The organism is Variovorax sp. LARHSF232 (assembly GCF_052871435.1).
The window spans coordinates 329,037-341,043 of record NZ_JBIXJS010000001.1; the positions used below are offsets into that span (position 1 = coordinate 329,037).

The following is a 12,007-nucleotide window of genomic DNA, read 5'->3' on the forward strand; positions in this document are numbered from 1 at the left end:
ACAGGCCCTAGAACAAGCTGCCCTGTCCCTGCGCACCGGGCGGCCGAAAGGCCTCCAGATCCATCGCGATGCGCTCCCGGTTGAATCCGATGCGGTGCGTCGCTTTCTCGAAGCGCTGCGCGATCAACTGGGCCCAGGTGCCGGTGCCCTTCATGCGCGTGTCGAAGCTGGCGTCGTAGTCCTTGCCACCGCGCATCTCGCGGATGCGCGACATCACCCTGTCCGCACGCTGCGGGTAGTGCACTTCCAGCCATTGCTTGAAGAGCGGCGCCACCTCCCAGGGCAGGCGCACCACGTTGTAGAAGGCGCTGCGCGCGCCGGCCGCCCAGGCCGCGTCCAGTACCTGCTCCATGTCTTCGGTGATGAAGGGGATCTGCGGCGACAGGCTCACGCCCACCGGCACGCCCGCCTCGGCCAGGGTGCGGATGGTGCGCAGCCGCCGATGCGGCGCGGCCGCACGCGGCTCGAGCTTGCGCGCCAGCTCGCCATCGAGCGTGGTCACGGTCAGGTACACCGCGGCGAGCCGCGCTGCGGCCATCGGCGCGATCAGGTCCAGGTCATGCTCCACCGCGCTGGACTTGGTCACCAGCGCAAAGGGGTGCCGGCATTCGTTCAACACCTCGATCACCGCGCGGGTGAGCCGCAGCTCGCGTTCGATCGGCTGGTAGCAGTCGGTGGCGGTGCCGATTGCGATCTGGCTGGGCCGATAGCCCTTCTTGCCCAGTTCCGCGCGCAGCACCTGCGCCACATTGCGCTTGGCGATCAGCTTGGTCTCGAAGTCCAGGCCGGGCGACAGGTTGAGGTAGCTGTGCGTGGGCCGGGCAAAGCAGTAGATGCAGCCGTGCTCGCAGCCGCGATAGGGATTGAGCGAGCGGTCGAAAGGCACGTCGGGCGAGTCGTTGCTGCCCAGCACCGACTTCACGTCCTCGAAGCGCACCTCGGTTTGCAAGGGCGGCAGTTCGGCTTGCGATTCGTCCAGCGTGCCCCAGCCGTCGTCGAAGTCGCTGCGGGCGTCCTTCTCGAAGCGGTGGGCCAGGTGCGAGGCCGCACCGCGGCCCTTGATGGCGTGCAGGGGGATGAAGGCGTCGGGCATGGCAAGTCACGCTACTGTATGTTTGTACAGTATGTGCCAACGCGCACCGCCTTGCATGCCCCGCTTTCAAGGGCAGGTATTCGCGCCGCTGTCAGCTCTTGAAGATCGCTTCCAGGTCCACCGGTTCCTCGCCCACCTCCAGCTTCATGCTGCTCTCGATGTGGTCGAGGTGCTCCAGCATGAGCTTCTCGGCGCGGCCGGCATCCCGCTTGGCGATGGCGTCGATGATCTGCGAATGCTCGTCGGCACGGCAACTGGTGGAGGTCGGCGCGTCGTAGAGAAAGATCATCAGGCAGGTCAGCACCGACAGCTCGCGCATGCTGCGCGTCAGCGCGGTGTTGCCCGCCAGCTCGGCCGCCAGCGAATGGAACTCGCCCGACAGGCGGATCACCGCCCGCTTGTCGTCGCGCCGGCGTGCATCGAGCTCGAGCTCCTGGTGCTGGCGCAGCTTGGCCAGCTTCTCCGGCGTCAGGGTTTCAACCAGGCGCCGCAGCACCGCGGGCTCGATCAGCCGGCGCGCCTCGAACACATCCAGCGCCTGCTCGATGGTGGGCCGCGCCACGAAGGCGCCGCGCTGCGGATAGAGCTCGACGATCTGCTCGTGCGCCAGCCGCGCCAGCACCTCGCGAATGCGCGCGCGGCTGACGTTGAAGATCTCGGCCATGCGCTCTTCCACCAGCTTGGTGCCGGGGTGCAGGCGATGCTCGAGGATGGCGACGTAGATCTTCTCGTAGATCTCGTCGTGCGCGTTCTCGCGCTGGAGCCGGGCCGGCGTAGCGCCGCGGCGAGCGGGTCGGGTCGGCGGCATGTGCGCGTGGTTGTGGTGCGGGTCGTGCGTGACGGTGGAAGGGCTCTTGCGCGAGCGCAGCGATGAACGCCCGGCGCGTGCAAAAGAAGAAGCGTCGGCGATTGTACGGAGGCCATCACCCCCTTCGAGCGCCAGGCGCAGCGCGTCGTCGTCCTCGCTCATTGCCATGAGAAGAGCTGGCCCCAGCCACGCACCTGCGACGTAGCCGCACCAGCCGCCCGCAACTGGCCCCAGACCGTGGTGCTCACGGTGTCCAGCAGCGGAATGCCCAGTTCGGCCTCGACCGATTCGGCCATCGAGGCGGCGCGCAGGTTGGTGCAGAAGGTGGTGATCGCCTGCGGCTTCGCTTCAGCCACCTCGCGCATCTGCGCGCGCAGCAGGTCCGGCTCGACCAGGGCGAAGTCGTGGTTGACGCGAATGCCCAGGTGGCGCTCGGCCACCACCTCGATGCCCAGCTTGGCGTAGTTCAGGACGATGCGCTGCTGCACGTCCGCCGTGTAGGGCGTCACCAGCGCGATGCGGGTGATGCCGCGCAACGCCAGCAGTTCGTTCAGCGCCAGCACGGCGGTGGTGGCCGCAATGCCGGTGCGTTCCCGAATGCGCTCGACCAGGCGACGGTCGGCGTCGAAGCCCAGCCAGCCCGAAGAGGTGCCGCTCCAGCCGATCACGTCGACCTTGGCGTCGGCCAGCAGTTCGGCCGCCGCCAGGATCTTGCTGTCGTCGAACTGGCCCAGCGCCTGGTCGGACAGCGCGATCTCGGTCACCTTGAAGCGCGAGAAGTGAGCGCTGCAGCCAGGCACCGCGTCGGCCAGAGCGCTGGTTAGCGGCTCCAGCGCGGTGTTGGAAGACGGCGTGAGCACGCCCAGACGGGTGGTCTTCTTGTTCATGGGAGGCATTCTGCGGTGTGGCAGATTTTTTGTCGACAGTAGTGTTAACACTAGATTCGAGAATTGCTTTGTTGACGATCATGTCGACATTAAAGGCGCCAGGCCTTCCAACACTGGCCCGGAGCTTGCAACAGCAGTTCTATCGAGGGAAACACCTCGAAGATGCACCGACACAGGGCATAGCGGAATGAAGTCAGCCATATTGTCAACATTGATGTCGAACGAATCGCACAAAATTGGTGCCAACGGGGCCCGGGCATGAGCGCGCTTGACCTGGTGCTGCGCAACGCTCGCATTGCCACGGCCGCCGACACCTTCGACGCCGACATCGGCGTCGAAGGCGGGCGCATCGTGCAGATCGGCCAGAACCTGCCCAAGGGCGCGCGCGAGATCGACGTGGCCGGCCGCGTCGTCACGCCCGGCGGCGTCGACGCCCACTGCCATCTGGATCAGCCGATGGCCCCGCCCATCCGCATGGCCGACGACTTCCACACCGGCACGCGCGCCGCGGCCTGCGGCGGCACGACCACCGTGATCCCTTTCGCCGCACAGGAAAAAGGCCAGTCGCTTCGCGCCGCCGTGGCCGACTACCACGCGCGCGCCGAAGGCAAGGCGCATGTGGACTACGCCTTCCACCTGATCGTCAGCGACCCCACGCCGCAGGTGCTGAATGAAGAGCTGCCCGCGTTGATCCGCGAGGGCTACAGCTCCTTCAAGATCTACATGACCTATGACGATCTGAAGCTGGACGACGGCCAGATCCTCGACGTGTTGTCGGTCGCCCGGCAGCACGGCGCCATGGCCATGATCCACGCCGAGAACGCCGACTGCATCGAGTGGCTGACGAAGAAGCTCGAAGCCGCCGGCCGCACCGCGCCGCGCTTCCATGCACAGTCCCGGCCGATGCTGGTGGAGCGCGAAGCCACGCACCGCGCCATCGCGCTGGCCGAGCTGGTGGACGTGCCCATTCTGATCGTGCACGTCTCGGGCCGCGAGGCGGTGGAGCAGATCCGCTGGGCGCGCGCGCATGGCCTGTCGGTGTTTGCCGAGACCTGCCCGCAATACCTCTTCCTCACCGCCGCCGACCTGGGCCTGGACGACAGCTACCACGGCGCCAAGTGCGTGTGCAGCCCGCCGCCGCGCGACAAGGCCAACCAGGAAGTGATCTGGGCCGGGCTGAACGACGGCCTGTTCACCGTCTTCAGCTCCGACCACGCGCCCTTCAAGTACGACGCGCCGGAAGGCAAGAAGCCGGGCGGCGAAGAAGTGACGTTTCGCCACATCCCGAACGGCATTCCCGGCATCGAGACCCGCCTGCCGCTGCTCTATTCCGAGGGCGTGCTGGGCGGTCGCATGACGCTCAACCGCTTCGTCGAACTCACGTCCACCAACCCGGCCAAGGCCTATGGCCTGCATCCGCGCAAGGGCACGATTGCGATCGGCAGCGACGCCGACCTGGTGGTGTGGGAAGAGCGCGAGTTCATCTTGTCCAACGAGCAACTGCACCACGCCGTCGACTACACGCCCTACGCCGGCCAGCGCCTGCGCGCGTGGCCGGCGATCACTCTGGCCGCTGGCGAGGTGGTGTGGGATGGCGCCTTCCATGCACGTCCCGGCCGCGGCCGCTTCCTGCCTTGCGGCGTCCCCAGCCTGATGCCGGCGCGCAAAAACGGAGGCGCCGCATGACGCGCCTCTTGCTCATCCAACCCAACATCTCGGACAGCGTTTCGCAGCCGATCCAGAAAGGAAAGCCCATGCATGCTCACCAACCCCTGCGCCGCCTCGCCGCTGCGCTTGCACTGGCCGGCGCCCTGCTGCCGGTCTGCGCCCAACAGAAACTGCAGATCGCCGGCAACTTCGCCAGCGAGCATCCCAGCAGCGTGGCGGTCGACCAGGTGTTCAAGAAAGAAGTTGCGCGCCTGACCGGCAACCAGCTGCAGGTCGACGTGTTCCCGGCCATGCAGCTGGGCGGCGCCAAGGAGAACGTCGACGCGGTGCGCTCCGGCACGCTGGCGCTGACCTGGGTCGGCGCCGCCTTCCTGTCGCGCATCGCGCCCGAGCTGGAAGCGGTGAGCCTGCCCTTCATCTTTTCCGACCGTGAAGCGGCCTTTCGCGTGATCGACGGCCCGGTGGGCGCCGCCATCGACAAGAAGCTGCAGGACAAGGGCTTCGTCAGCCTGGGCTGGATGGAGCTGGGCATGCGCCACGTCACCAACAGCCGCGGCCCGATCAAGACCGCGGCCGACCTCAAGGGCCTGAAGCTGCGTCTGCAGCCCAACGAGACCCACCTGGCGACCTTCCGCGCCCTGGGCGCCAACCCCGTGGCGATGGACGTCAAGGAGCTTTATTCCGCGCTCGAGCAGCACGTGGTGGACGCGCAGGAGAACCCCTACACCGTGATCGCCGCCTCACGCTACGGCGAGGTGCAGAAGCACCTGTCGAATACCGGCCACTTCTTCGACCTCATCGCGGTGGTGGCGAGCAAGAAGGCCTTCGATCAGTTGAAGCCGGAACACCAGAAGGCGGTGCGGGCAGCCATGCGCGACACCATCGTCCAGCAACGCAAGTTGGCCATCGAGGCCGAAGCCAAGGTGCTGCCCGAGCTCAAGGCCAAGATGACCTACACCGAGATCACCCCGGCCGCCCGCGACGAGATGCGCAAGATCGCGCTGCCGGCGGTGCTGGACGGCGTGAAGAAGCGCGCCGGCGCCGATCTGGTGGACCAGGTGCTGGCCGAAGCTGCCAAGCCCTGAGCACCAAGAGGGAAGAAGGACCCGCCATGACTGCCACCGTGCTGCCCGCCGTATATGACACGGCCTCCCTGCCCGGCCGAATGCTGGATCTGCTCGACCGCGCCGTGACGGCCGCACTGCTGGCGGCCGTGGCGGCCATGGTGGGCGTGGTGTCGGCGCAGGTGCTGCTGCGCTATGGATTCAACCGATCGATCGACTGGGCCGACGAGATCTCGCGCCTGGCCTTTGTCTGGAGCATCTTCCTGGCGATTCCGCTGGGCGTGCGCCAGGGCGCGCACATCGGCATCGACGTTGTGGTGCTGAAGTTCCCGCCGGCGGTGCAGCGCGTGCTGCGCCGGCTGGCCGCCGCGCTGAGCGCCCTGATGATGGGCGCCATCGCCTGGGCTGCGTTGGGCGTGGCGCGCGAGCAGTGGGACGAGCTGATGTCCACGCTGGACTGGAGTGTGGGCTGGTTCATCGTGCCGGTGGGCGTCGGCGCGGCGTTGAGCGCGTTGCATCTGCTGCGCATCGCGGTGCAAGGCCCGCCCCAGGTCGCTGCAGGGAGCGCTGAATGAGCGCCGCGCCGGGCCGCCCCAAGCAAGCTCGCACCCCCTCGGGGGGCAGCGCAGCACACGAAGTGGCAAGCGTGGGGGCACTATGAGCCTCGCGGTCGTTCTCGGATTCATGCTGCTGGCCGTGTTCGGCCTGCCGATCGCCTTTGCCATGGGCGCCGCCGCGCTGGCAGCGCTGGCGTACAGCGGCGTGGATTACTCGATGGTGCCGCAGCGCATGATGCATGCGGTCAATTCCTTCCCGCTAATGTCGATCCCCTTCTTCATGCTCGCCGGCGAGCTGATGATCAAGGCCGGCATCGTGGAGCGGCTGATCGCGCTGGCCAATGCGCTGGTGGGCCGGGTGCGCGGCGGCATGGCGCATGTCACCATGCTTTCGGGCGCGGGCCTGGCCACCGTCTCGGGCGCGGCGGTGTCGGATGCCAGCGCGCTGTCGTCGATCCTGGTGCCCTCGCTCACCAAGATCTACGACCGCGGCTTCGCCGCAGCGATCGTGGCGGCGGCCGCCAATCTCGGCCCGATCATCCCGCCCTCGGGCGCGATGATCGTCTACGCCTTCATGGCCGGCTCCTCGGTGTCGGTGGGCGGCATGTTCATGGCCGGCGTGGTGCCCGGCATCATCATCTGCATCGGCTTCATGCTGCTGTGCTCCTGGATTGCCGGCCGGCGCGGCTGGGCCGTCACCGGCGAGCCCTTCCGCCTGGCACGCGTGCTGGCGGAACTCAAGCGCTCGATCATCGTGCTGGCCATGCCGGTGGTGGTGATCGGCGGCATCGTCGGCGGCGCCTTCACCGCCACCGAAGGCGCGGCCATCGCAGTGGTCTACGCCCTGGCCATCGGCTTCTTCGTCACCCGGGCACTGCAGCTGCGCGACCTACCGGGCATCGTGGTGCGCGCCGCCATCACTTCGGCGGTGGTCGGCGCCCTCATCGCCTTCGCCTCGGTCATCACCTACCTGATGACCGTCGACCTGCTGCCACAACAGCTCTCGGCGCTGCTGCGCGCGCTCACCTCCGACCCGCTGGTCTTCATGGCGCTGGTCGCGCTGCTGCTGTTCGTGGTGGGCATGTTCCTCGAATCGAATGCGGCCTACATCATGCTGGTGCCGCTCTTGCACCCGATCGCCCTGGCCTACGGCATCGACCCGCTGCACTTCGGCTTCCTGTTCGTGCTCAACCTGGTGATCGGCATGCTGACACCGCCGGTGGGTGTGGTGCTGTTCGTGGTCTGCGGCGTCACCCAGATCTCGATGCGCGAACTGGTCAGGAACGCCTGGCCCTTCATCGCGCTGATGTACGCGGTGCTTGTGCTGTGCATGTTGCTCCCCTCGATCGTGACGGCCTTGCCGCGCGCGCTCGGCTATTGATGTTTCTTCCCGCCCTCCCTTCCTTCCTTCATTTCACCACCCAGGAGTTGCCCCGCCATGAAAAAACTCAAGTACATCCATGCCGCCCTGGCCGTCGCCGCCGCCCTGGCGCTGCCCGCCCACGCGGACGACCGCATCAAGTTCAAGGCCATCGGCCAGCCGTTGGCCACCGGCCTGATCCAGAAGAACAAGGAGCAACCGTTCTTCGAGCAGTTCGCCGCCAGGACCGGGCTGCCGATCGACGTCGACTACAAGCCCATCGACACCCTGGGCATCAAGGACACCGAGCAGCTGCGCGTGATGAAGGCCGGCCTGTTCGACATCGTGTCGCTGCGCGTCTCGCAGAATTCGCGCGACGAACCGACCCTGCTGGGCCTGGACCTGGTGGGCGCCAGCCCCGACTACGCCACCGGCCGGAAGGTGGCCAAGGCCTACTTCGACACGGTGGACGCGCGGCTGCAGCAGCAGTTCAACGTCAAGCTCCTGGGCGTGTGGCCCTTCGGGCCGCAGATCCTCTTTTGCAAGAAGCCGATCAGCAAGCTGGCCGACATCAAGGGCATGAAGGTGCGCGTGTACGACCAGAACCTGGCCAAGTTCATCGAGCTGGTGGGCGCCACGCCGGTGCCGGTGTCCTTTGCCGACACGCACCAGTCGCTGTCGCTGGGCGTGGTGGACTGCGCCATCACCGGGCCGTCGAGCGCCAACTCGGCCGGCTGGCCGGAAGTGACGACGCACCAGCTGCCGCTGGGCTTCCAGATGGCGCTCAACGGCTATGCCATCTCGCTCAAGGCCTGGAACAGCCTGAAGCCGGACCAGCAAGCCAAGCTCAAGGCTGCCTTCGACGGCCTCACGGATGACATCTGGAAGTACTCGGAAGAGCTGTTCCAGGACGCGCTCAACTGCAACGCCGGCAAGGATCCCTGCACCACCGGCAAGAAGTTCAAGCTGACCAGCGTGCCCGTCTCGCCAGCCGACGGCGAGCTGGTGCGCAGCGCGGTGAACAAGGTCTCCTTGCCGGTATGGGCCGAGGTGTGCGACAAGTCGAACCCGGGCTGCTCGCAGAAGTGGACCGCCACCGTCGCGCCGGTCATCGGCCTCAAGTAAGGCCAGCACCTCTCGTTCCCGATATCTGAAGGAGACACCGATATGAGCGCTGCACCCCCTGTGCATGCGCCGGGCGCCGCCCCCGCGGCAGCCCGGCCGGCCCCGGCCGACCAGAAAAGCTTCCACATGAAGGACCGCATCGAAACCCTGCTGGCCACCGTCTTCGGCGGCATCTTCCTCGCGCTCTCCGTGGTGGTCGCGGTCGAGACGATCAGCCGCAAGCTGTTCAATGTCTCGCTGCAAGGCGCCGACGAGCTGGGCGGCTACGCGCTGGCGGTGGGCTCCACCATTGCCTTCAGCCTGGCGCTGATGGGCCGCAACCACATCCGCGTGGACGTGTTCCACGAGAAGTTCTCGCGCGGCACGCAGGCGCTGCTCAATTGGCTGTCGATCATGACGCTGGCCATCCTGGGCGCCTTCATCGCCTGGATCGCCTTCAAGGTGATTGGCGACACGCTGCAGTACCGCAGCACGGCCCAGACTCCCTGGGCCACGCCGCTGATCTATCCACAGGGCGTGTGGTACGCGGGCCTGGTGACCTTCGCGCTGGTGGCCATCGGCTACGCGGTGCGCGCCACGGTGCTGCTGCTGACGCACCGCGTCGACACACTGAACCACGACTTCCACCCCAAGAGCGCGAAGGAAGAGCTCAAGGAAGAGCTGGAAGACCTCGCCGTGCGCCAGGGCGGCGCCCCAGGAGAACAGCCATGAACATCGCCATCATCGGTTTCGCCTTTTTCGCCATGATCGGCCTGATGCTGGTGGGCATCCCGATCGCCGTCTCGATGGCGCTGGTGGGCATCGTCGGCGGCATCGCCGCCTACGGCGTGCCCTTCATGGACTCGATCGCACCGGTGGTCTGGGGCGTGCAGAACGAGAACCTGCTCACATCCATCCCGCTGTTCGTGCTGCTGGGCGAACTGCTGCTGCGCTCGGGCATCGCCGACCGCATGTACATCGCGCTGTCGGCCTGGCTGGGCCGGCTGCCGGGCGGCCTGCTGCACACCAACATCGGCAGCTGCGCGCTGTTTGCCGCGACCTCGGGTTCGTCGGTGGCGACCGCTGCCACCGTGGGCACCGTCGCCCTGCCGTCGCTGCAAAAGCGCGGCTATTCGATGCGCGCCTCGCTCGGCTCGCTGGCGGCCGGCGGCACGCTCGGCATCCTGATTCCGCCGAGCGTGAACATGATCGTCTACGGCTCGCTCACCAACAACTCGATCGGCAAGCTCTTCATCGCCGGCATCATCCCGGGCATCCTGCTCACCGGCTGCTTCATGCTGTGGATCTGGATCTCCAGCGTGATGAGCGGCGACGTCAAGCGCGAGGAAAAAGTACCGTTGCCGGAGCGCCTGCGCGTGCTGCGCTACCTGGTGCCCCCGCTGGTGGTGTTCGGCATCGTGATGGGCAGCCTGTACTTCGGCATCGCCACCACCACCGAGAGCGCGGCGCTGGGCGTGATCGCCGCCCTGTTCTTCGTCTGGCAGTCGGGCAAGCTGAGCTGGGAGGTGCTGCGCACCTGCTTCATCTCGACCGCGCGGGTGAGCGGCATGATTTTGCTCATCATCACCGCGGCCTTCATCCTCAACCTCACCATCAGCCTGACCGGGGTGGCCGAGGCGATGACCAAGTGGGTTGCCGGCCTGGGCCTTTCCGCCACCGGCCTGATCCTGGCGCTGATCGTGTTCTACCTGATCCTGGGCATGTTCATGGACGTGCTGTCGATGCAGGTGGCGACCATCCCGATCACCTACCCGATCGCCACCGCACTGGGCGTGGATCCGATCTGGTTCGGCATCTTCATCGTGTTGATGTGCGAGCTGGGGCTGATCACGCCGCCGGTGGGCATGAACCTGTTCGTGGTGCACGGCATCCGGCCGGACAAGGGCGGACTGGAAGATGCGATCTGGGGCGCGCTGCCCTACGCGGCCATCATGATCGGCTTCACCTTGCTGCTGATGGTCGTGCCGGGCCTGGCAACCTGGCTGCCTTCGAAGATGTAGGGCGCAGCCGATGAGCAGACAGCAGGAACTGTGGGCGCTGAGTGCCACCGAGCTGGCGCACCGCTATCGCCATGGCAGCCTGACGCCGCTGGCGGTCGTGCGTGACATCCTGGAGCGCATCGACGCGGTCAACCCGCGGTTGACCGCGGTGGTGGCGCGGCGCGACGATGCGGTGCTGGCCGAGGCGCAGGCCGCCACGCACCGCTTCGCCAAGGCGCATCCCTTGTCGCCGCTGGACGGCATTCCGCTCACGGTGAAGGACAGCCTGTTCCTGGCCGACCTGCCCACCACCTGCGGCACGCCGGCCCTGGCCGACTATCGGCCCGGCCATGACGAGCTGGCGGCGGCGCGGGCCCGCGCTGCCGGCGCGCTGATCCTGGGCAAGACCAACGTGCCGGAGTTCGCCAACGACGGCTACACCGCCAATCCGCTGTTCGGCGTCACCGGCAACCCCTGGGCACCGGAGCTCACGCCCGGTGGCTCCAGCGGCGGCGCGGTGGCGGCGGTGGCGGCCGGCATGGGGCCGCTGGCCATCGCACAGGACGGCGGCGGCTCGATCCGGCGGCCGGCCTCGCACACCGGCCTGGTGGGGCTCAAGCCCTCGCTCAGCGCCTGGCCGCGCCAGCATGCGCTGCCGGGCCTGCTGCTGGACTTCGATTGCATCGGCCCGGTGGGCCGCACGGTGGCCGACGTGCGCCTGCTGTTCGACGCGGTGCGCGGTGCGTCGCTGGCCGACCGCTCCTCGCAGGCTGCGGCCTGGGCCGCGGCGGCGCGTCGGCCGCCGGCCGCTGCGAAGGCGCTGCGGATTCTTTATGTGGAGCATCTGAACGCCAATCCGCTGGACCGCCAGATCGCGGCCAGTTGCCGCGCTGCCGTGCGGCAGCTGGCCGCCCTGGGGCATTCGGTGGAAGACGGCGCGCTGCCGCTGGACGTGCACTTCGTGCTGCAGGCCTGGCCCGAAATCGGCCAGGTGGGCCTGGCCGCCATGTTCGAGCAGCAGCCGGACTGGGAGGCACAAGCCAGCCTCAAGTACCGGGCCGCGGCCGACGCCGGCCGCCGCATCTCGGGCGCGCGGGTCTGGCAGATCATGGAACGGGTGCATCGGCTGCGCCGCGAATCCGCGGCCATGTTCGAACGCTTCGACCTCATCGCCATGCCAGCGGCCGCCGCCCTGCCCTGGCCAGCGCACGAGGCCTACCCCACGCACATCGACGGCCAGGAGGTGGGTCCGCGCGGCCATGCGGTCTACACCGGCTGGGTCAATGCCGCCGGCCTGCCCGGCCTGGCGCTGCCGGCTGCGCCTTCGCGCGAGGGCCTGCCGATCGGGCTGCAGCTGATCGGTCCCTTTGGCGCCGATGATCTGCTGCTCGATATCGGCGTTGCCTACGAGGCCGCTGCCCCCTGGGCCGACCGCTGGCCCACGCTATGAAAAGCTGTGAACGAAG

11 protein-coding genes are annotated in these 12,007 nt (G+C 67.6%); 8 read left to right on the forward strand and 3 right to left on the reverse strand.

What is annotated here, in order from left to right; translation table 11 throughout:
* Positions 1-7 precede the first annotated feature (7 nt).
* From ACIPRI_RS01565 to ACIPRI_RS01575, 3 genes are all read right to left on the reverse strand, one after another.
* Positions 8-1,093, reverse strand: coding sequence for a PA0069 family radical SAM protein (locus ACIPRI_RS01565; protein ID WP_446587805.1), 1,086 nt, complete (start codon positions 1,091-1,093; stop codon positions 8-10).
* Positions 1,094-1,184: 91 nt separating this feature from the next.
* Positions 1,185-1,901, reverse strand: a complete 717-nt coding sequence (locus ACIPRI_RS01570; protein WP_446620349.1) for a GntR family transcriptional regulator — start codon at positions 1,899-1,901, stop codon at positions 1,185-1,187.
* Between the two features lie 158 nt (positions 1,902-2,059).
* Entirely contained in the window at positions 2,060-2,788 is a 729-nt protein-coding gene (locus ACIPRI_RS01575) for a maleate cis-trans isomerase family protein (protein ID WP_446587807.1), read from the reverse strand.
* A 258-nt stretch (positions 2,789-3,046) separates the two neighbouring features.
* Here ACIPRI_RS01575 and hydA point away from each other — a divergent pair, with 258 nt between their 5' ends.
* The 8 genes from hydA (at position 3,047) to ACIPRI_RS01615 (ending at position 11,991) form a co-directional block, all read left to right on the forward strand.
* Positions 3,047-4,474, forward strand: a complete 1,428-nt coding sequence (hydA, locus tag ACIPRI_RS01580; protein WP_446587809.1) for a dihydropyrimidinase — start codon at positions 3,047-3,049, stop codon at positions 4,472-4,474.
* Complete coding sequence (locus ACIPRI_RS01585; RefSeq protein WP_446587811.1) at positions 4,471-5,541, forward strand: TRAP transporter substrate-binding protein; 1,071 nt, start codon at positions 4,471-4,473, stop codon at positions 5,539-5,541. Before hydA ends, ACIPRI_RS01585 begins: the two co-directional genes overlap by 4 nt.
* Positions 5,542-5,567: 26 nt before the next feature.
* On the forward strand, positions 5,568-6,095 hold the full coding sequence (locus ACIPRI_RS01590) for a TRAP transporter small permease (protein ID WP_446587813.1): 528 nt from the start codon (positions 5,568-5,570) through the stop codon (positions 6,093-6,095).
* Between the two features lie 82 nt (positions 6,096-6,177).
* Positions 6,178-7,458, forward strand: coding sequence for a TRAP transporter large permease (locus tag ACIPRI_RS01595; protein ID WP_446587815.1), 1,281 nt, complete (start codon positions 6,178-6,180; stop codon positions 7,456-7,458).
* A gap of 57 nt (positions 7,459-7,515) precedes the next feature.
* A complete protein-coding gene (locus tag ACIPRI_RS01600) occupies positions 7,516-8,562 on the forward strand; it encodes a TRAP transporter substrate-binding protein (protein WP_446587817.1) in 1,047 nt (348 codons plus the stop codon).
* 42 nt (positions 8,563-8,604) lie between these two features.
* Positions 8,605-9,273 (forward strand): TRAP transporter small permease subunit, encoded by a 669-nt coding sequence (locus ACIPRI_RS01605; RefSeq protein ID WP_446587819.1) that lies wholly within the window; start codon positions 8,605-8,607, stop codon positions 9,271-9,273.
* Positions 9,270-10,562, forward strand: a complete 1,293-nt coding sequence (locus ACIPRI_RS01610; RefSeq protein WP_446587821.1) for a TRAP transporter large permease — start codon at positions 9,270-9,272, stop codon at positions 10,560-10,562. The genes ACIPRI_RS01605 and ACIPRI_RS01610 overlap by 4 nt, the downstream gene beginning before the upstream one ends.
* 10 nt (positions 10,563-10,572) lie before the next feature.
* Positions 10,573-11,991, forward strand: a complete 1,419-nt coding sequence (locus ACIPRI_RS01615; protein WP_446587823.1) for an amidase — start codon at positions 10,573-10,575, stop codon at positions 11,989-11,991.
* The last annotated feature ends 16 nt before the right edge of the window (positions 11,992-12,007 follow it).